19 protein-coding genes and 1 other RNA gene are annotated in these 20,611 nt (G+C 60.6%); 9 read left to right on the top strand and 11 right to left on the bottom strand.

Features of this window, described 5'->3' with window-relative positions:
• Window positions 1-42 precede the first annotated feature (42 nt).
• Window positions 43-360: a DUF2388 domain-containing protein gene (locus F8N43_RS14215; protein WP_134420813.1), complete on the top strand. Its 318-nt coding sequence runs from the start codon at window positions 43-45 to the stop codon at window positions 358-360.
• A gap of 171 nt (window positions 361-531) precedes the next feature.
• Here F8N43_RS14215 and gcvP read toward each other — a convergent pair whose 3' ends face one another.
• From gcvP to F8N43_RS14165, 10 genes are all read right to left on the bottom strand, one after another.
• Window positions 532-3,405 carry an aminomethyl-transferring glycine dehydrogenase gene (gene gcvP / locus F8N43_RS14210; protein WP_150653941.1) on the bottom strand — a complete coding sequence of 958 codons (2,874 nt, stop codon included), beginning with the start codon at window positions 3,403-3,405 and terminating at the stop codon, window positions 532-534.
• 255 nt (window positions 3,406-3,660) lie between these two features.
• Window positions 3,661-4,044: a glycine cleavage system protein GcvH gene (gene gcvH / locus F8N43_RS14205; protein ID WP_150632107.1), complete on the bottom strand. Its 384-nt coding sequence runs from the start codon at window positions 4,042-4,044 to the stop codon at window positions 3,661-3,663.
• Between the two features lie 50 nt (window positions 4,045-4,094).
• Entirely contained in the window at window positions 4,095-5,177 is a 1,083-nt protein-coding gene (gene gcvT / locus F8N43_RS14200; protein WP_150653940.1) for a glycine cleavage system aminomethyltransferase GcvT, read from the bottom strand.
• A 156-nt stretch (window positions 5,178-5,333) separates the two neighbouring features.
• Complete coding sequence (locus tag F8N43_RS14195) at window positions 5,334-6,950, bottom strand: ABC transporter permease (RefSeq protein WP_150653939.1); 1,617 nt, start codon at window positions 6,948-6,950, stop codon at window positions 5,334-5,336.
• 165 nt (window positions 6,951-7,115) lie between these two features.
• Window positions 7,116-8,120, bottom strand: coding sequence for an extracellular solute-binding protein (locus F8N43_RS14190; RefSeq protein ID WP_150632104.1), 1,005 nt, complete (start codon window positions 8,118-8,120; stop codon window positions 7,116-7,118).
• A gap of 222 nt (window positions 8,121-8,342) precedes the next feature.
• Window positions 8,343-9,560: a 2-octaprenyl-3-methyl-6-methoxy-1,4-benzoquinol hydroxylase gene (locus tag F8N43_RS14185; protein WP_191630138.1), complete on the bottom strand. Its 1,218-nt coding sequence runs from the start codon at window positions 9,558-9,560 to the stop codon at window positions 8,343-8,345.
• Between the two features lie 9 nt (window positions 9,561-9,569).
• On the bottom strand, window positions 9,570-10,055 hold the full coding sequence (locus tag F8N43_RS14180) for a DUF4442 domain-containing protein (protein ID WP_150632102.1): 486 nt from the start codon (window positions 10,053-10,055) through the stop codon (window positions 9,570-9,572).
• On the bottom strand, window positions 10,048-11,235 hold the full coding sequence (gene ubiH, locus F8N43_RS14175; RefSeq protein ID WP_150632101.1) for a 2-octaprenyl-6-methoxyphenyl hydroxylase: 1,188 nt from the start codon (window positions 11,233-11,235) through the stop codon (window positions 10,048-10,050). The genes F8N43_RS14180 and ubiH overlap by 8 nt, the downstream gene beginning before the upstream one ends.
• Window positions 11,232-12,566 (bottom strand): Xaa-Pro aminopeptidase, encoded by a 1,335-nt coding sequence (pepP, locus tag F8N43_RS14170; RefSeq protein WP_150653937.1) that lies wholly within the window; start codon window positions 12,564-12,566, stop codon window positions 11,232-11,234. The genes ubiH and pepP overlap by 4 nt, the downstream gene beginning before the upstream one ends.
• 27 nt (window positions 12,567-12,593) lie before the next feature.
• A complete protein-coding gene (locus F8N43_RS14165; protein ID WP_150632099.1) occupies window positions 12,594-13,154 on the bottom strand; it encodes a YecA family protein in 561 nt (186 codons plus the stop codon).
• A 193-nt stretch (window positions 13,155-13,347) separates the two neighbouring features.
• On the opposite strand from F8N43_RS14165, the gene F8N43_RS14160 reads away from it, so the two are divergent.
• The 4 genes from F8N43_RS14160 (at window position 13,348) to F8N43_RS14145 (ending at window position 14,771) form a co-directional block, all read left to right on the top strand.
• On the top strand, window positions 13,348-13,557 hold the full coding sequence (locus tag F8N43_RS14160; protein WP_007942437.1) for a TIGR02449 family protein: 210 nt from the start codon (window positions 13,348-13,350) through the stop codon (window positions 13,555-13,557).
• Window positions 13,554-13,871 (top strand): cell division protein ZapA, encoded by a 318-nt coding sequence (locus F8N43_RS14155; RefSeq protein ID WP_017341388.1) that lies wholly within the window; start codon window positions 13,554-13,556, stop codon window positions 13,869-13,871. The genes F8N43_RS14160 and F8N43_RS14155 overlap by 4 nt, the downstream gene beginning before the upstream one ends.
• A gap of 30 nt (window positions 13,872-13,901) precedes the next feature.
• Window positions 13,902-14,080: non-coding RNA, 6S RNA (ssrS, locus tag F8N43_RS14150), on the top strand.
• 85 nt (window positions 14,081-14,165) lie between these two features.
• On the top strand, window positions 14,166-14,771 hold the full coding sequence (locus tag F8N43_RS14145; RefSeq protein ID WP_150632098.1) for a 5-formyltetrahydrofolate cyclo-ligase: 606 nt from the start codon (window positions 14,166-14,168) through the stop codon (window positions 14,769-14,771).
• Window positions 14,772-14,805: 34 nt separating this feature from the next.
• Here F8N43_RS14145 and F8N43_RS14140 read toward each other — a convergent pair whose 3' ends face one another.
• Complete coding sequence (locus tag F8N43_RS14140; protein ID WP_090473954.1) at window positions 14,806-14,958, bottom strand: hypothetical protein; 153 nt, start codon at window positions 14,956-14,958, stop codon at window positions 14,806-14,808.
• 201 nt (window positions 14,959-15,159) lie between these two features.
• Here F8N43_RS14140 and F8N43_RS14135 point away from each other — a divergent pair, with 201 nt between their 5' ends.
• From F8N43_RS14135 to F8N43_RS14120, 4 genes are all read left to right on the top strand, one after another.
• Entirely contained in the window at window positions 15,160-15,609 is a 450-nt protein-coding gene (locus F8N43_RS14135; protein WP_150632097.1) for an EVE domain-containing protein, read from the top strand.
• Between the two features lie 138 nt (window positions 15,610-15,747).
• Entirely contained in the window at window positions 15,748-16,713 is a 966-nt protein-coding gene (locus tag F8N43_RS14130; RefSeq protein WP_150632096.1) for an HlyD family secretion protein, read from the top strand.
• A complete protein-coding gene (rbbA, locus tag F8N43_RS14125; RefSeq protein ID WP_150653936.1) occupies window positions 16,710-19,433 on the top strand; it encodes a ribosome-associated ATPase/putative transporter RbbA in 2,724 nt (907 codons plus the stop codon). Before F8N43_RS14130 ends, rbbA begins: the two co-directional genes overlap by 4 nt.
• Entirely contained in the window at window positions 19,433-20,551 is a 1,119-nt protein-coding gene (locus tag F8N43_RS14120) for an ABC transporter permease (RefSeq protein ID WP_150638082.1), read from the top strand. Before rbbA ends, F8N43_RS14120 begins: the two co-directional genes overlap by 1 nt.
• The last annotated feature ends 60 nt before the right edge of the window (window positions 20,552-20,611 follow it).

Below are 20,611 nucleotides of genomic sequence, written 5' to 3'. Positions count from 1 at the left end.
TGGCAATCCAACCCCGTAGTTAACCCAGTGGAGTCACCCATCATGCGTCTCAAACTTGCTGTCGCTACCATCGCCCTGTTGTCCCTTCCAGTCGGTTCGGCAATGGCCGACAGCTTTTGGCGTAACGTCATTTCATCCGGTGCAACCACCGGCTCGACTTACCTAACGTTCAAGGATCACAAACTGATCATTGCCGCCCAGGACGATGCCGGCAGTTTCGTCGCCAGCGACGGCGGCATCCGCGGCCCTTACCTGGAAGCCGCAATGCAGAAAGTCCGCGCAGACAACCCGGGCCTGCAAGCCACGGACATGGAACTGGCGAACGCGATCCTGGCGAAGAATGCCGTCGCTTCCGAGTAAGCTTTTCAGCCGAACAAAATGCCGCTCAACCGAGCGGCATTTTTATGCCCAACACAAATCCCCCTGTGGGAGCTAGCCTGCTAGCGATAGCGGTGGATCAGTCGACATCATCTGCGACTGTTACACCGCTATCGCTAGCAGGCTAGCTCCCACATTTGATCGGCGTCGCCCTCAGCGGTAATCATCCACGGGCACGCACGCGCAAAACAGGTTGCGGTCGCCGTAGACGTTATCGACCCGATTCACCACTGGCCAATACTTGTGCGCCTTGGTGTGCGCATCCGGCGTAACGGCCTGCTCGATGCTGTACGGCCGCTCCCACACCCCGGTGATGTCGGCCAACGTATGCGGGGCCCGTTTCAACGGATTGTCTTCCGCCGGCCAGTTGCCGTTTTGCACCTCAGTGATCTCCGCTCGGATACTCAGCATCGCCCCGATAAATCGGTCCAGTTCCGCCTTCGATTCACTTTCGGTCGGCTCGACCATCAAGGTCCCCGGCACCGGGAATGACATGGTCGGCGCGTGGAAACCGTAATCCATCAGGCGTTTGGCGACGTCCTCTTCGCTGATGCCGGTCAGTGCCTTGAGTGGCCGCAGGTCGAGAATGCACTCGTGGGCCACCCGCTCGTTGCGCCCCGTGTAGAGCACCGGGAACGCACCGGACAAATGCTGCGCCAGATAATTCGCGGCGAGGATCGCCACTTCGCTGGCGTCCGCCAGTTGCGGCCCCATCATCGCGATGTACATCCAGCTGATCGGCAGAATGCTCGCACTGCCCCAAGGCGCGGCGCTGACTGCGCCGTTCTGCGGCAACGGGCCTTCAATTGCCACCACCGGGTGGTTGGCCACGAACGGAGCCAAGTGTGCCCGCACGCCAATCGGCCCCATGCCCGGACCGCCACCGCCGTGGGGAATGCAAAAGGTCTTGTGCAAGTTCATATGGGAAACGTCGGCGCCAATGTCCGCCGGCCGCGCCAGCCCGACTTGCGCATTGAGGTTGGCGCCATCCATGTACACCTGACCGCCATGGTGGTGGATAACTTCACAGATCTCGTTGATGCCTTCCTCGTACACACCATGGGTCGAAGGATACGTCGCCATCAGGCAGGCCAGTTTGTCACCGGCAGCCGCGGCTTTTTCCTTAAGGTCATCGAGGTCGACGTTGCCCGCTTCATCGCACTCGACGATCACCACGCGCATCCCGGCCATTTGCGCCGAGGCAGGATTGGTCCCGTGGGCCGAGGACGGAATCAGGCAGACCTCCCGCGCTCCTTGATGCCGACTCTCGTGGTATTTGCGAATCGCCAGCAACCCGGCGTACTCGCCTTGCGCGCCAGAGTTGGGCTGCATGCAGATCGCATCGAAACCGGTGATCGCGCAGAGCCAGCGCTCCAGCTCTTCGATCATCAGCGAGTAACCGACCGCCTGCTCTTTCGGCACAAAGGGGTGCAAATGGGCGAACTGCGGCCAGGTGATCGGGATCATTTCGCTGGTTGCGTTGAGCTTCATGGTGCAAGAGCCGAGTGGAATCATCGATTGATTGAGCGCCAGGTCCTTGTTCTCCAGTTGCTTGAGGTAACGCAGCATCTCGGTTTCGCTGTGATGGGCGCTGAACACCGGATGACGCAAATAAGGTGAGGTACGCAGCAGCCCGTCAGGAATGCCGGAAGGCAGGGTTTCGGCGTCCAGTTCGTCGACGTTGAGCCCATGATCGGCACCCAGGAAAACATCGAACAACTTCGCCACGGTGTTTTCGTCAGAAGTTTCGTCAAGGCTCAGGCCCAACTGCCCGCGCCCCAGGATTCGCAGGTTGATCTGTGCCGCCTGAGCACTCTCGATGATCGCGGTTTGAGTACCACCGACCTCCAGCGTCAACGTGTCGAAGAAGTGTTTGTTCAAGCGGACAATGCCGCGCCGCTCCAGACCCGCCGCGAGGATGCAGGTCAGCCGCTGAACACGCTGGGCAATCTGCTTCAACCCTTCCGGACCGTGGTAGACCGCGTAGAAACTGGCGATGTTGGCCAGCAGCACTTGGGCGGTGCAGATGTTCGAGTTGGCCTTCTCCCGGCGGATGTGTTGCTCACGGGTTTGCAGGGCCATGCGCAACGCGGTATTGCCGCGCGCGTCTTTCGAAACGCCGATGATGCGTCCTGGAATCGCTCGTTTGTATTCATCACGACTGGCAAAAAACGCCGCGTGGGGGCCGCCGTAACCCATGGGCACGCCAAACCGCTGGGATGAGCCAAACACCACGTCGGCGCCCAACTCGCCGGGCGGCGTCAGCAACAACAGGCTCAGCAGATCGGTGGCGACGCAGGCCAGGGCTTGCTGGGCGTGCAGGTGATCGATCAACGAACGCAGATCACGAATCTCGCCATGGGTGTCGGGATACTGCAGCAGCGCGCCGAACACCTGGTGCTGTTTCAAGTTATCCACAGAGTCGATGATCAGCTCGAAACCGAAACCTTCGGCACGGGTCTGCACCACGGAAATGGTCTGCGGATGACAGTTTTCATCGACGAAGAACAGATTGCTTCTGGACTTGGCGACACGCTTGGCCAGGGCCATCGCTTCCGCTGCCGCCGTGGCTTCGTCCAGCAGCGAGGCGTTGGCCAGCTCCAGGCCGGTGAGGTCGATGGTCAATTGCTGGAAATTCAGCAGCGCTTCGAGTCGACCTTGGGCGATCTCGGGTTGATACGGCGTGTAAGCGGTGTACCAACCGGGATTTTCCAGGACGTTACGCAAGATGACAGTCGGCGTCAGCGTGCCGTGGTAGCCCATGCCGATCAGGCTGGTCCAGACCTGGTTCTGCTCGGCGTAGCCACGCAGTTTGGCCAACGCGGCTTCTTCGTCGAGGGCGGGTGGCAGGTCAAGCGCCCGGTTCAGGCGAATTCCCGGCGGCACTGTCTGCTCGATCAGTTCGACTCGGCTGCCGACACCGAGGCTGTCGAGCATCGCCTGCTGCTCGGCGGCATCGGGGCCGAGGTGGCGGCGAAGGAAGGCATTGGGGTCGCGTAACTGGCTCAAGGACGGCAACTGGGACATGACGGGCTCTCTCTTGACTGGCGCTCAACGTCGATGCAACACGGTCAAACCAGCATAGCAGCCACTGCCAACAGCGAATCTCTGTGGGAAGTTGACACCTACCCTGTGGGAGCGAGCCTGCTCGCGACGACGGTAGATCAGTCAACATCAATGTTGAATGTAAACCCCTCATCGTGAGCAAGCTCGCGCCTGCCAGGGGAAAACCGTCCCAATAAAAAGCCCCGACTAGTCGGGGCTTTGGGTGACGCTGAAGGCTTACTCGCCGATGGCGGCCTTGTAGCCAGCCGCATCCAGCAGCTTCTCCAGATCAGCCGTGTTGCTTGGCTTCAATTTGAAGATCCAGGCACCGTACGGGTCGGAGTTGAGCAGTTCCGGGGTTGCGCTCAGTTCTTCGTTGATCGCGATCACTTCACCGGCAACCGGGGAATAGATGTCGGACGCGGCTTTAACCGATTCAACGACACCGGATTGATCGCCAGCAGCGAAGGTGGTTCCGACTTCGGTCAGTTCAACGAACACCACATCGCCCAAGGCTTCCTGAGCGTGATCGCTGATGCCCACAGTGACGGTGCCATCAGCTTCCAGACGGGCCCATTCATGACTTTCGGCAAAACGCAGGTCGGCAGGGATATCGCTCATGTTCTGTGTCCTCAAGAAAATTGTCAGCGGTCGTTGCCCGCCAGAAAAGGTTAGATCAAGGTTTTACCATGGCGTACGAAGGTCGGTTTGACCACTCGGACCGGGTACCACTTGCCACGGATTTCCACTTCTGCGCGGTCGGCAGTCGCCATTGGCACGCGCGCCAGTGCAATCGACTTGCTAAGCGTAGGAGAGAAACTACCACTGGTGATCTCTCCTTCGCCAACTTCGGCGATTCGGACCACCTGATGAGCGCGCAAAACCCCACGCTCCTCAAGGACCAGCCCCACCAGTTTGTGCTGCACGCCACCCGCCCGTTCGGCTTCGAGAGCGTCGCGTCCGATGAACTGGCGAGTGGCCGGCTCCCAGGCGATGCTCCAGGCCATGTTCGAGGCCAGCGGTGAAACGTCTTGATGAATATCCTGACCGTACAGGTTCATGCCGGCTTCGACACGCAGCGTATCTCGCGCCCCGAGGCCAATCGGCGAGATGCCCGCGCCGACCAGATCGTTGAAGAAGCCCGGAGCCTGATCGGCCGGCAAAATGATTTCCAGACCGTCTTCGCCGGTGTAACCGGTGCGTGCGATGAACCAGTCACCGTCAGGCTGGCCTTCGAACGGCTTGAGCAACTGGATCAGGTTGCCGCGAGACTGGGTCACCAGTTCGGAGATTTTGTGTCGGGCATGAGGGCCTTGAATGGCCAGCATCGCCAGTTCGGAACGCTCGTTAAGCTGCACATCGAAGCCGTCGAGGTGCGCCTGCATCCACGCCAGGTCCTGATCGCGGGTGGAGGCGTTGACCACCAGGCGATAACCGTCGTCGAGGCGATAGACGATCATGTCGTCGACGATGCCGCCACGCTCATTGAGCATGGTGCTGTACAAGGCACGGCCGGGGCTGTGCAGACGTTCGACGTCGTTGGTCAGCAAATGCTGGAGCCAGGCCTTGGCCTGCCCGCCGCTGACATCGATCACGGTCATGTGGGATACATCGAAAACCCCGCAATCGCGGCGCACCTGATGGTGTTCCTCGACCTGCGAGCCGTAATGCAAAGGCATATCCCAACCGCCAAAATCGACCATCTTCGCGCCGAGGGCGAGATGAAGGTCATACAGAGGCGTACGCTGTCCCATGGGTTTCTCCTTCCGGGCGTGGCGAAGGTGCGGGCCGGTGCTGTACGGAGTGAAAGCCTTGATATAGAAGGCTTTAAGCCGATTTCAGCGACCGGGTCTGTAGGACGGACCGCACCGAATGCCGCGCATTGTAGCCTCAAGGTGTAGGACTGGCACCTAGGTGTTTCGATGCGCCGAACGTCGAATCAATCCGATGACCGGTAACAGCCCGACCAAAACCAGGGTCAGCGCCGGCAATGATGCCCTCGCCCACTCGCCCTCACTGGTCATTTCGAAGATGCGCACGGCCAGCGTGTCCCAGCCAAACGGCCGCATCAGCAGGGTCGCAGGCATTTCCTTGAGGACGTCGACGAACACCAGCAACGCAGCGCTCAATGTGCCGGGCAGCAATAACGGCAGATACACTTTGAAAAACAGTCGTGGCCCACTGACCCCAAGGCTACGTGCTGCTTCGGGCAAAGATGGCCGTATTCGCGCCAGACTGCTTTCCAGCGGCCCATAAGCTACCGCGATGAAACGCACCAGATAGGCCAACAGCAAGGCCGACAGACTGCCCAACAGCAACGGTTTTCCGGCTCCGCCCAACCATCCCGACAGCGGAATCACCAGCTCGCGATCCAGGTAACTGAACGCCAGCATGATCGACACCGCCAGCACCGAACCCGGTAGCGCGTAGCCGAGGTTGGCCAGGCTCACAGCGGAACGAATCGCCCGGGTTGGCGCCAGGCGCCGGGCAAAGGCCAGTATCAGCGCGACGCTGACGGTGATCAGCGCCGCCATGCCGCCCAGGTACAACGTATGAACAATAAGCCCGGTGTACCGCTCATCCAGATCGAAACGCCCGCGCTGCCAGAACCACACCATCAGTTGCAGCACCGGAATGACAAAAGCGCAGGCAAACACCAGACCGCACCAGCTCATCGCCGCCAACGCCTTGAGGCCGCGCAGGTGATACAACGCTTTGACTCGTGGTCGTTCGTTGCTTGTGCGGTTGGCCCCGCGTGCGTGGCGCTCGCCGTACAACACCACCATCACCACCAACAGCAACAGGCTGGCCAGTTGTGTGGCAGTCGAAAGGCTGAAGAAGCCGTACCAGGTTTTGTAGATCGCCGTCGTGAACGTGTCGAAGTTGAACACCGACACCGCACCGAAATCCGCCAGGGTTTCCATCAGCGCCAATGCCACACCCGCGCCGATGGCCGGGCGCGCCATTGGCAAGGCCACTCGCCAGAATGCTTGCCACGGCGACTGCCCCAGGACTCGCGCCGCTTCCATCAGGCCTTTGCCCTGTGCCAGAAACGCGGTGCGCGCCAGCAAATAAACGTAGGGATAAAAAACCAGCACCAGAACGAGGATGACGCCGCCGGTCGAGCGGACTCGCGGTAATCGCAGACCCGTGCCGAACCATTCGCGCATCAACGTTTGAACGGGACCGGCAAAATCCAGCAGCCCGACGAAGACGAAAGCCAACACATAGGCGGGAATCGCGAACGGCAGCATCAACGCCCAATCCAGCCAGCGCCGACCGGGAAACTCGCAGAGGCTGGTCAGCCAGGCGAGACTGACGCCCAACAGCGTTACACCGACACCGACGCCGAGCACCAGGGTCAGCGTGTTGCCCAGCAGCCGCGGCATCTGCGTGTCCCAGAGGTGGGACCAGATTTGATGATCGATGATTTGCCAGGAGAGCAACAGAACGCTGAGGGGCAGCAAGACCAACGCAGCAATGGCGAAGACCAAGGGATACCAGCGACGTTGGGCGGGGTGGGCCAAGGAAAAGCTCTCGTTTAAATGATTATGCCCACGCTCTGCGTGGGCACACATCTTGTGACGCTCTGCGTCACGCTTCGACGCCGAGCGTCGGTGGATGCATTCCCACGCGGAGCATGGGAACGATCAGCACGCCCCGCGTAAGCGGGGCGCAGTATATCGACAGACTCAGTTCCAGCCAGCCCGATCCATCATGCGAATCGCTTCGGCCTGACGCTTGCCAGCAACTTCTACCGGCAAGGTATCGGCCACGAACTTGCCCCAGGCGGCGACTTCCGCGGACGGCGCCACTGTAGGGTTGGCCGGGAATTCCTGATTCACATCAGCGAAGATCTTCTGTGCTTCCGGCGTCGTCATCCATTCCACCAACGCCTTGGCCGCTTCCGGGTGCGGCGCGTGTTTGGTCAGGCCGATGCCCGACAGGTTCACGTGCACGCCACGATCGCCCTGATTCGGCCAGAACAGCTTCACCGCCAGGTCAGGCTTCTGTTTGTGCAAACGTCCGTAGTAATAAGTGTTGACGATGCCGACGTCGCATTGGCCGGCGTTGATCGCTTCCAATACCGCGACATCATCGGAGAACACGTCGGTGGACAGGTTGTTGACCCAGCCCTTGAGGATCTTCTCGGTTTTCTCGGCGCCATGCACTTCGATCATGGTGGCAGTCAGGGACTGGTTGTAGACCTTCTTCGCCGTACGCAGGCACAGGCGGCCTTCCCAGTTCTTGTCGGCCAGACCTTCGTAAGTGCTCAACTCGCCCGGCTTCACCCGGTCCGTGGAGTACGCGATGGTTCGCGCCCGCAGGCTCAGGCCGGTCCAGGCATGAGAAGCCGCGCGGTATTGCAACGGGATGTTGGCGTCGATGGTTTTCGAGGTGAAAGGTTGCAGGATGCCCATCTGCTCGGCCTGCCAGAGGTTGCCGGCATCGACGGTCAGCAGCAGGTCGGCAGTGGCGTTTTCTCCCTCAGCCTTGATGCGCTGCATCAGCGGCGCTTCCTTGTCAGTGATGAACTTCACCTGCACACCGGTTTTCGCAGTGTAGGCATCGAAGACCGGTTTGATCAGCTCGTCGATACGCGAGGAGTAAACCACCACCTCGTCGGCGGCCTGGGCGGCGGTGCTGCCAATCAGGGTCAGGGCGAGTGCGGTCAATAGACGCTTCGGTGCCAACATGGGAGCGATCTCTCGATTTGGAAAAGGGAGGGCAAATGATAAGGACTCACATTTAGCTTCTCAATCGATCAGTTAGCGGAGGAGTTACCAGATGTTGCACGGTTTGAAATGCGCGGTGGTTGTGCCGACGCCATCGCGAGCAGGCTCGCTCCCACAATGGAATGCATTTCAACTGTGGGAGCGGGCTTGCCCGCGATGAGGCCATCGGCCGCAGTGAAAATCTCAGGCCTTGGCAAGTGCCGGCAGATCCCCGATCAACCCCAGCGCCTCACGCACAAACAACGCCTTGGCCTCCGGCATCTGATCAACCATTTTCAACCCGGCATTACGCAACCAGCGCACCGGCAGCGGATCGGCCTGGAACAACCGCTCGAAGCCTTCCATCGCCGCCATCAATGCCAGGTTGTGCGGCATGCGCCGACGCTCGTAGCGGCTCAGCACTTTCACGTCCGCCAGCCGCTCGCCCCGTCCTGCCGCTTGCAACAGCACTTCGGCGAGCACCGCAGCATCAAGGAAACCGAGGTTCACCCCCTGCCCGGCCAACGGGTGAATGGTGTGCGCTGCGTCGCCGATCAGCGCCAGACCTTCGGCCACATAACGCTTGGCATGACGCTGACGCAGCGGCACGCACAGACGCGGATCAGCGCTCAGCACCGTGCCGAGCCGGCCTTCAAAGGCGCGTTCCAGCTCCAGGCAGAACGCTGCGTCGTCCAGCGCCATCAGCCGTTCGGCTTCGCTCGGCGTGGTCGACCAGACGATCGAACACCAATCCTGCTGACCGTCGCGTTCCAGCGGGAGAAACGCCAAGGGGCCGTTGTCGGTGAAGCGTTGCCAGGCCGTCATTTGATGAGGCTTGGCGCTGCGCACACTGGTAACGATCGCGTGGTGCAGATAATCCCACTCGCGCGTGGCCACTCCGGCCAGGCGTCGAACGGCCGAGTTGGCGCCATCCGCCGCAATCACCAGCGGCGCACGCAAGGTGCGGCCATCGGCGAGCGTCAGCAGCCAGTCATCACCGGAGCGGCGCAGCTGCTCCAGGCGCGCATTGGCCAGCATCCCGAGGTCGCAGTCGTGCAAGCGGTCGAGCAAGGCGTCCTGAACCACGCGGTTCTCGACGATATGTCCAAGCACGTCGGCATGTACGCTGCTGGCGGAAAAGTGGATCTGCCCGGTCCCGCTGCCATCCCAGACGTGCATGTCGGTGTACGGGCTGCTGCGTCGACTGGCGATGCCATCCCACACGCCGAGGCGTTCAAGAATCCGCTGGCTCGCTGCCGATAACGCGCTCACGCGCGGTTCGAACGGCGCTTGCCCGTCGAAGGGTTTGACGCTCATCGGGCTGCCATCCAGCAGCAGGACTTCCAGCCCGCTGTCCTGTAACGCCAGCGCCAGGGCGCTGCCGACCATTCCGGCCCCGACAATCAGCAGATCTGCGCGCATGTCCATGCTTTAAGCCTGTCTCGCTTGCGGCTTGAGCCGCACGTAAAGGGTTTTCTGGACCCGCGCCACCAAGGTGCCGGCGCCGTCGTGGATATCGACCTGCAACTGCGGCAGGTATTTTTCGCCGTTCGCCGTTTGCCGGCGGACCTCGTCGAGCAAGGTCTCGTCGATCCTGAAGTTGGCGAACACCGGGCCTTTGCCCGGCGAGATGAAATCGATGTCTGCCGCTTTGTCCCAGACAATGTAATGGCGTCCGAGGTTCTCCATCAGCATCAGCATGTAGAACGGGTCGACCATCGAATACAGGCTGCCACCGAACTGTGTGCCGACGTAATTGCGGTTGTACCAGCCCAATCCCATGGACACCTTGATGTCGCGAAAATCATCGCTGATGTGACGCACGCGAACCCCGGCGCCAAGGTACGGCGGGTAGAAGGTCATGAACCAACGCATCAACCGCGCTTTGCCGAACCTGCTCGTCAACCACTTAAGCATCGGGACGCGTACCCAGGCCCATGGCCTGTCGGGCGAACCAGCGCTTGGCCGGCGGCAGCAGATCGAGGCCAAGCAGGCCGAGGTTGCGACCCAGCGACACCAGCGGTTGAGTGCTGCCGAACAGGCGCGTGACTTGATCGGAAAAACCCACGGTCAGGTTCTGGTCCATCCGCTGGCGTTCGCGATAAGCCTGCAAGGTCGCGAAGTCGCCGGGCGAAGTCTCGCTCCCCAGCAGCGCATCCGCCAACGCTTGCGCATCACGCAGCGACAGGTTGAACCCCTGGCCGGCGATGGGATGCAGGCTGTGGGCGGCGTTGCCGAGAATCGCCAGATGCGGACGCACCTGCTCTTCGGCTTCGATCAGCGTCAACGGATACAGATGCCGTGCGCCCACTTGTTTCAACGTGCCTAGGCGGTAACCGAACACGCCCTGCAATTCGCTGAGGAAACTGCGTTCATCAAGGGCCGCCAACCGTTGCGCGTCCATGCCCAGACGGGTCCAGACCAGGGCGCAGCGGTTTTCCGGCAACGGCAACAACGCCATCGGGCCATCGTCGGTGAAACGTTCGAACGCCATGCCGTTGTGCGCTTCGCTCGGGGTGACGTTGGCGATCAGCGCGCTCTGGTTGTACGGGCGCGTTTTGATGCCGATTCCCAGTTGCTCGCGCAGGCCGGAACGGCCGCCATCAGCGAGCACCGCGAGGTCGCATTCCAAGGTGGTTTCGTCGTTGAGGGTCAGGCGATAGCCGTCGGTCAGCGGCTCCATGCGCGTGACTTCCGCCGGGCAGCGCCAGGTGACCACGTCCTTGTCCAGACCTTGCCAGAGGCATTGGCCGAGCCAGGCATTTTCCACCACATAGCCCAGCGCCGGTACGCCTTCTTCCATCGCCGACAAACGCGCGGTGGAGAAACGGCCACGGTCGGAAACGTGAATCTGCTTGATCGGTTCGGCCCGGCGGGAAATGTCCTGCCACACGCCCAACCGTTGATAAATCTGCTTGGCACCATAGGACAACGCCGAAGAACGGGCGTCGTAACTCGGTTGATAGCTGTCGCCGGGGGCAAACGGTTCGATCAGCACAATCTTCCAGCCGCGCGCCTTGGCCCCGGCTTGCAGGGCCAACGCCAGGCTGGCGCCGACCAGACCGCCACCGATAATTGCCAGATTGACTCGACTCATGCCGCTTTTGTCCGCGCTTCGGCCATCAAGGCCTCGATCTCGGCGACCGTTTTCGGTACGCCACTGGTCAGGATTTCACAGCCGGTTTTGGTCACCACGACGTCGTCCTCGATGCGCACGCCAATGCCGCGCCATTTCTTCGCTACGTTCTGGTTGTCCGGGGCAATGTAGATCCCCGGTTCCACGGTCAGCGCCATGCCGACTTCCAGCACGCGCCATTCGCCGCCGACCTTGTACTCGCCGACATCATGCACATCCATGCCCAGCCAGTGGCCGGCGCGGTGCATGTAAAACGCTTTATAGGCTTCGCTGGCGATCAGCTCGTCGACGTCGCCCTGCAACAGGCCCAACTTCACAAGGCCGGTGGTAATCACCCGGACCGTGGCTTCGTGCGCCTGGTTCCAGTGTTTGTTCGGGGCGATTTCGGCAAAGGCTGCTTCTTGTGAAGCCAGCACCAATTCGTAGATCGCCTTCTGTTCCGCGGAATACTTGCCGTTGACCGGCCAGGTGCGCGTGATGTCGCTGGCGTAGCAGTCGATCTCGCAACCGGCGTCGATCAACACCAGGTCACCATCCTTGAGCACCGCGTCATTCTGCTGGTAGTGCAGGATGCAGCTGTTGCGCCCCGCCGCCACAATCGAACCATACGCCGGCATCTTCGCCCCGCCCTTGCGGAACTCATAATCGAGCTCGGCTTCAAGGCTGAACTCGTGCAAACCGGCCCGGCTGGCCTGCATCGCACGTATATGCGCCTGAGCGGAAATCCGCGCGGCTTCGCGCATCACCTTCACTTCTGCCGCCGATTTATACAGGCGCATGTCGTGCAGCAGATGATCCAGCGCAACGAATTCGTTCGGCGGCTGGGCGCCCAGGTGCGCCTTGGAGCGGATCACGTTGATCCAGTCCATCAGGTGGCGATCGAATTCCGGATTGCTGCCCATGGCCGAATACACCCGGTCGCGGCCTTCTATCAGGCCCGGCAGGATGTCGTCGATGTCCGTGATGGGAAAAGCGTCGTCGGCACCGAAGTCGCGGATCGCGCCTTCCTGGCCGGCACGCAGGCCGTCCCAGAGTTCCCGTTCGGCGTTGCGCTCACGGCAGAACAACAGGTATTCGCCGTGCTCACGGCCAGGCATCAATACGATGACGGCCTGAGGCTCGGGGAAACCGCTGAGGTACTGGAAGTCGCTGTCCTGGCGGTAAACATGCTCGACGTCGCGGTTGCGGATGGCTACCGCGGCGGCGGGCAGGATGGCGATGCTGTTGGGTTCCATCTGCGCCATCAAGGCCTTGCGGCGACGGCTGTATTCCGATTTCGGGATATGAATCATGGGCAGATGGCTTTTCCTGGCTCGCGATTAATGCAACGACGGTTTGGCGGCGGCCTGTGCGTCCGGCTTCCGGGTCTCGGAGAACAGCAGCAGCGGCGCGACACGCAGGTATTCCATGACTTCCATGTAGTCGCTTTCGCCGTCGTCGGACTCTTCCAGCGCGTCTTGCACCTGGGAGATGGCCGCCAGATCCTGCAACACTTCGGTGGCCTCGGTGCTGAGCATGCTGCTGTCGCGGCAGTTCAGGCCAAAACCGCTGAGGAAGCCCTGGCACCATTGGCCGAGTGCGGCAGCACGGTCGGCCAGCGGCTCGTCATCGGTCGGCAGCAGCAAAACGACGGTCACGTCGTCGCCGGTGAGCTCGCCCTTGACCATCTCTTGCAGGCCGATCAAGGCATTGCGAACGTTGTCTTGCGGCTCGCCTTCGAGCAGCTCGGCAGCATCGATAAGCCACTCTTCGGCAGTGAAACCGGCACCGGCGCAACTGCGACCGAGCAGCAGGCCATGCAGTTCGGCAGGCGAGACGTTATGACCGCTGGAAGTCAGCAGCGTGGCGAAGGCTTGGTACGGAGAATTCTGAATGGGCATGGGCAGCTAGGCGCCAGACGGCGCTATGTCTAGAATGAAGGCCTTGTATCCTACATCGACTCCTCTGTAGGAGCGAGCTTGCTCGCGATGAACCCCAGAACACCGCGGGGTGTCAGGGACCCAGCGTTATCGTTGGCGACCATCGCGAGCAAGCTCGCTCCTACAGTCCGACATCCATCAGACAGTGAAGACAATGGAAGACACCGACCTGCAAGCGCTGATGGCCAGACTCGAATTGTTAATTAGCCGAGTCGAGCAACTTAAGAGTCAAAATGGACTCCTACTAGCTCAGGAAAAGACCTGGCGCGAGGAACGCGCTCACCTCATTGAAAAGAACGAAATCGCCCGGCGTAAGGTCGAATCGATGATTTCGCGCCTCAAGGCCCTGGAGCAAGACTCATGAGTTCAAGCAATAGCGTAACCGTGCAGATCCTCGACAAAGAGTATTCGATCATCTGCCCCCAGGAAGAGCGCAGCAACCTGGTGAGCGCTGCCCGTTACCTGGACGGCAAGATGCGTGAAATCCGCAGCAGCGGCAAAGTCATCGGCGCCGATCGCATCGCCGTAATGGCCGCGCTGAACATCACGCACGACCTTCTGCACAAGCAGGAAAGTCCGGATGTGCAGGTCAGCGGCTCGACCCGTGAGCAGGTTCGCGACCTGCTGGATCGCGTCGATCTGGTGCTCGCCACCGATCCGGACGTCACCAAGGGCTGATTCGCCGAACCGCTTGGGTTATACTCGCAACACTCCCTGGGGTGCTTGCCAGTTGACCACGTCCCTGAGCCGATTCGCACTACCCTGGAGGCTGCACGTTGGGCTGGTGTGCATGTCCGCTAGACGGAAAGCCTTAAAGCCTACTGCATCTTCCACCTTGAACTTTCGGGTTCAAGGGCTAAGTCAGCAGCGGTTCATCCGGGGAGCCTGATTCCAGTCCGATGCCGGTTCAATACCGGCATCGGCTTTTTTACGGGTACGCTTTGTGTACCCGCACTGCCGAAGCCCGAATCCATGACCGAACCTGCGCTGCTGCCCCGCCCGCAACTTCGACGCATGCTGCGCAAGGCCCGCCGCGCACTGACAGCCAGCCAGCAGCGCCAGGCCGCTCGCGGGCTGTACAAGCAACTGGCCCAGCAGCCGTTGTTTCGCCGCGCAAAACATATCGCCCTGTACCTGCCCACCGACGGTGAAATCGATCCGCGCCTGTTGCTGCGCGCCGCGCAACGCCGGGGCAAGGCGACTTACCTACCAGTGCTCAGCGCCTGGCCGCGAACCAAAATGGTGTTCCAGCGGATTCGCCCCGGCGAAAAACTCCAACTCAATCGCTTCCGTATTCTCGAACCCAGGCACAACCTCGCCCGACAACGCAAAGTCTGGGCGCTCGATCTGGTGCTGTTGCCGCTTGTGGGGTTCGACGATGTCGGTGGCCGACTCGGCATGGGCGGTGGTTTCTACGACCGGAGCCTGGCGTACCTGGCGCGGCGCAAAAACTGGCGCAAGCCGACGCTGTTGGGGCTGGCCCATGAATGTCAGAAGGTCGAACGACTGGCTCAAGCGAGCTGGGATGTGCCGTTGCAAGGAACGGTGACAGACAAGGCGTGGTATTTCGCAGACTAGACGCCACTGGAATCAGCGGCGTCGAAAAGACAGGTCAGCGCTTGAAGGCCGACGGCTGTTGTTGCTGCGCGATTTCAACCGGCGCATCGGTCTTGTTGCTCCACAGGCTTTGGGCATAGCCAGTGGTCACGACGCCGAGGCCGAACAAAATAACCAATATCCATAGTAAATCCGGTTTGCGTTTCATCGATTGCCCCCCAAAGGCACATCAACACGATGACAGCAGCGGTTTCCGTTGTAGGTGTAGGCCGTGCAGCAGCGTCAAGCTTAGAAGGCCGGCATTTTGCGACAACGTGAACCGACACGCAAACGCTGGCGTCAACCGACTGTCGGTTTGTCATAAAATTGCCCGACAACTTGCCCACCTGACTCGCAAGGAGCAAAAACCATGGCCTATTGGCTGATGAAATCCGAGCCCGACGAACTCTCGATCAAGGGTCTGGAGAAGCTTGGCAAAGCGCGCTGGGACGGGGTTCGCAACTACCAGGCGCGTAACTTTTTGCGGGCCATGGCGGTGGGGGATGAGTTTTTCTTCTATCACTCCAGCTGCCCCGAACCAGGAATCGCCGGAATCGGGAAAATAGTCGAAGCCGCGTATCCCGACCCGACGGCGCTGGAGCCGGAGAGTCATTACTACGATCCCAAGGCCACCCTGGAGAAAAACGCCTGGAGCGCGATTGATGTCGCGCATGTCGAGACGTTTGCCAAAGTGCTCAAACTGGATTATTTGAAACAGCAGACGGCGCTGGCGGAAATGCCCTTGGTGCAGAAAGGTTCGCGGTTGTCGGTGATGCCGGTGACTGCCGAGCAATGGGCCGCAGTGCTCGATTTGCGCTAATTGAACGAGAACTACCCAGTCATCCTCTTTTTAGTCACCCGATCGCGTAGGCTTGCCTCTTGACTTGAATTGACTGGTATCAAATCGTCTTGGTGTCAAATACGCCAGACTAGGACGCAACAGCCGCAGGATGCCCGCATGTCTACCCATAGCCGCTCTTCGATCGTTTTCGCCAGTGCCTTGATGGCCCTGTTATTGGCTGCCGGTGGTTTCGGATATTGGAAGTCCATGCATGACCGTTTACCCGAAGGTTTGTATGTCGGTAACGGTCGCCTCGAAGCCACCGAAGTACAGATCGCCAGCAAGACACCGGGGCGCTTGGCCGAGGTGCTTGTCGATGAAGGCGACAAGGTGACCAAGGGCCAGCTGCTGGCACGCATGGACACCCGCACCCTCGAAGCCCAGCGCAGCCAGGCCGAAGCCGAGGTGCTGCGCGCCCGGGAAAATCTTTCCGCCGCTCAGGCCAATGTCCAACTGCGCCAGAGCGAACATCTGCTGGCCCAACAGGAACTCAACCGCTCACAGGAGCTGTTCAAGCACGGTTTCGTGAGTGGCCAGATCATTGATCAACAAAAGGCCCGCCTGGACACTGGCAGTGCCGCGGTTGCAGCGTCCCGGGCGCAGGTGTCGGCCGTCGGCGCGGCGATTGGTGCAGCACAGGCACAGGTCGCGATGTTGACCAGCGAAATAGAGGACAGCAGCCTGCGGGCGCCTATCGACGGGGTCATCCAGCTGCGCATGGCCGAACCCGGCGAAGTGCTCGGCGCGGGCGGACGGGTTCTGCTGCTGATCGACCCCAACGACCAGTACATGAACCTCTATCTCCCCACCTCGGTGACAGGTCGCCTGGCGGTCGGCGACGATGCGCGAATCCTGCTCGACGCCCTGCCCGACCACCCACTGCCGGCAAAAATCAGCTTCGTCGCAGGCAAGTCGCAGTTCACCCCCAAAGAAGTCGAGACCCGCGATGAGCGGCAAAAACTGGTGTTCCGCGTCAAGCTGCGCCTGACCGATCCGAGCGCCCTGCCTCAGGTCAAACCGGGTATGCCAGGTGCCGGTTATGTGCGCACCGCGCCGACTGACTGGCCGGCCAATCTGCAATGACCAGCCTGGCGCTGCAAGCGACCGGCATCAATCACCGCTACGGCCAACAGCAGGCGCTGAGCGATATCCATTTCAGTCTGCCCGCAGGAACCCGCTGCGGGCTCATCGGGCCCGATGGCGCCGGCAAGTCCAGTCTGCTGGGGTTGATCGCGGGGGTGAAAATCCTGCAGGAGGGTCAGCTGGAAGTGCTTGGTGGCTCAATCCAGGATCGCCGCCATCGCAGCAGTCTTTATGCCCGAATTGCGTTTATGCCCCAAGGTCTGGGCGGCAACCTGTATCCCGAATTGTCTATCAGCGAGAATATTCAGTTTTTTGCCACCCTGTTCGGCCTGTCGAAAGCTGAATGCAATCAACGTATGCACAACCTGTTGCTGGCCACCGATCTTTTGCGATTCTCCGATCGTCCGGCGGGCAAACTCTCCGGCGGCATGAAACAAAAACTCGGACTCTGTTGCGCGCTGATCCATGAGCCAGACCTGCTGATCCTCGACGAGCCGACCACCGGGGTCGATCCCTTGTCTCGCCGGCACTTCTGGGAACTGGTGGACGACGTCCGTCGACAACGCCCGCAACTGACATTGCTGGTGGCCACGGCTTATATGGAAGAGGCCGAGCAGTTCGAGCACTGCCTGATGCTCGACGGCGGCAAGCTGATTGCCACAGGGCTGACCGGCGAACTGGCGGCAGCAACGCCGAGCGGCAAACTTGACGCTGCCTTCACCCACTTTCAGGGCGACGGCAGCCAAGACAAACCGGCATTGGTGATTCCATCCAGAACCGGCGACAACGCGGACATCGCCATCGAAGCCCACGAACTGACCTTGCGCTTCGGCGATTTCACCGCCGTCAACAAGGTCAGTTTTGCCATTGGCCGAGGCGAAATTTTCGGTTTTCTCGGCTCCAACGGCTGCGGCAAAACCACCACCATGAAAGTTTTAACCGGGCTTATTCCGGCCAGTGAAGGCAGCGCCACATTGCTGGGCAACCCGGTGAATGCCAAGGACCTGGCGACTCGCAAACGCGTCGGTTTCATGTCCCAGAGCTTTTCCCTGTACGGAGAACTCAGTGTCCGGCAGAACCTTGACTTGCATGCCCGGCTGTTCGATTTGCCCAAAACGGACAGCATTCAACGCATCAACGAACTGATCCAGCGTTTCAATCTGGGCAGCGTCGCCGATCAACAGTCCGGCGCCCTGCCCTTGGGTCTGCGCCAAAGACTGTCACTGGCCGTGGCCGTGCTGCATCGTCCGGAAGTGCTGATACTCGACGAACCGACCTCCGGCGTAGACCCGGCGGCGCGCGATGATTTTTGGCGATTGCTGGTCGAGCTTTCGCGCGAGCAAGGCGTAACAATCTTTCTTTCCACGCATTTCATGAACGAAGCCCAGCGGTGTGACCGTATCTCGCTGATGCACGCCGGCCAGGTGCTTGCCTGCGACACCCCTGCGGCACTGCAACAGCAGTTCAAGGGCGAGACCCTGGAAGCGGCGTTTGTCACGTGCCTGGAACAGGTCCAAGCCCCCATGGAAACCCCGACGCCGGTAGCGTCCGACGACTCACCGGTCAAGCGCACCACGCCTCTTAAGGAACGTCGCTTCAGTGTCGGGCGCCTGATAGCGGTGGCCCGTCGCGAAGGCAAGGAGTTGCTGCGCGATAAAGTGCGGATGGCATTTGCCTTTCTCGGCGCCATTTTCATGATGGTGATCTTCGGCTACGGCATCTCCCTGGACGTGGAAAAGCTCGCCTTCGCGGTCTTCGATCAAGACCAGACACCCCAGAGTCGCGCGTATCTGGAAGCATTTCGCGGTTCTCGTTACTTCGACGAACAACCGCCCATTCGCGACGCGAAAGAATTGCACCGCCGCCTTCAACGCTCGGAAATCAAATTGGCGCTGGAAATTCCACCGGGATTCGGCCGGGATTTGTACGCCGCTCGACAGCCCGTCGTGGCGGCCTGGCTCGATGGCGGCATGCCTTTTCGAGCCGAGACCAGCCGCAATTACGTGGAAGCGGTGCACCAGGCCAACATTGAACAACTGGCCGAACAGAGCAGCCCGGCGTTGAAAGGGCAGGCGGCAGCCAAACTGGAAACCCGTTTCCGTTACAACCAGGATGTCGTGAGCGTCAATGCCATCGGCCCGGGAGTCATGGCACTGATCCTGGCGTTCATCCCCGCCATGCTGACGGCGTTGGGTATTGTCCGGGAGAAAGAACTGGGGTCGATCACCAATTTTTACGCCACGCCGCTGACCCGGCTGGAGTTCCTGCTGGGCAAGCAGGCCCCTTATCTGGCCATCAGCCTGATCAACCTCGCGGTACTGGTCGCCATGAACCGCTGGCTGTTCGGCGTGCCGTTCAAGGGCAGCGGCCTGACCCTGGCATTGGGCGGGCTGCTCTATGTGTTGGCAACCACCAGCATGGGCCTGCTGATTTCATCGTTTACCCGAACCCAGATTGCCGCAATCCTCGGCACGATGATCATCACCAGCCTGCCGACTATCCAGTTTTCCGGGTTGATCGTGCCACGCTCATCGCTCGACGGTGCTGCAGCGATCATGGGGATGTTGTTTCCAGCCGGCTACTTCCTTGATCTTGCCGTCGGTACCTTCACCAAAGCCCTGGACCTGCGCCAGTTATGGCCACAATGCCTGGCATTGTTCGGGTTCTTTCTGGGGTTCACCGGGCTCAGTCTGATCATGCTGAAAAAGCAGGAGGCCTGATGCATAAGTGTGCGCATATCCTGCGACTGGGTCTCAAGGAACTGACCAGCCTGCGACACGACAGCGTGTTGCTGCTGTTCCTGTTCTACGCCTTCACCGTAGCGATCTACATGCCCGCCGCCGGCTCGGTGATCGGTGTACACAATGCCAGCGTGGCCATCGTGGACGAAGACCACAGTCACCTGTCGCGACAACTGGCCCAGGCCCTGCTACCACCGGAGTTCCAGCCGCCGGTGTTGCTGCCTTACGGGCAACTCGATCAAGTCATGGACAGTGGTCGGTATACGTTCGTGATCAACGTACCGGCCGGTTTCCAGACGGACTTGTTGGCCGGCCGCCAGCCGGCGCTGCAAGTCAACGTCGATGCCACAGCCATGAGCCAGGCGTTCATGGGCGCAGGTTACATCGGGCGGATTTTTCAGCGCGAACTGCTGAACTATAGCGGCCAGAGCAATGCCGCCAGCCAGTCCCCGGTGCTGCTTACAACCCGCTCGCTGTTCAATACCAATCTGGAAGGCGGCTGGTTCCTGGCGGTGATTCAAATCGTCAACAACATCACCATCCTCGCCATCATCCTGACCGGCACGGCGTTGCTGCGTGAACGCGAGCACGGCACCCTCGACCATTTATTGGTGCTGCCGCTGACGGCACTGGAAATCATGCTGGCGAAAATCTGGAGCAACATGCTAGTGGTGGTGCTGTGCACGTGGCTATCGCTGGAAGTGATTGTCAAAGGTGCGCTGGGCGTGCCGCTGGCCGGCTCGATGAGTCTGTTTTTGCTGGTCACCGCGGTTTATCTGTTCGCCAGTACAGCACTGGGAATTTTCCTCGCGACCCTTGCCCGGTCCACCCCACAGTTCGGCCTGCTGGCCATTCCGGTGATCATTCCGATGCTGCTGTTGTCCGGTGGCAGCACACCGCTCGACAGCATGCCGCAATGGCTGCAATGGGTGATGCAAGGCTCGCCGTCAACGCACTTTGTCAGCCTGAGCGCCGCGATATTGTTTCGTGATGCCGGGCTGAGCGTGGTGTGGCCGGACCTGTTGGCGCTCACAGTGATCGGCCTGCTGTTCTTCGCGATTGCATTGCTGCGGTTTCGCCGCAGCCTGACGTCCTGAAGCATTGATCATTGGCGCCGCATGGCTTCCAGCGATGGCGCTCTGAAGGCACCATCGCTG

This window comes from Pseudomonas fluorescens (assembly GCF_902498065.1).
In the GTDB taxonomy this organism is placed as follows: domain Bacteria; phylum Pseudomonadota; class Gammaproteobacteria; order Pseudomonadales; family Pseudomonadaceae; genus Aquipseudomonas; species Aquipseudomonas fluorescens_BJ.
This window is presented reverse-complemented; position numbering and strand designations above follow the sequence as displayed.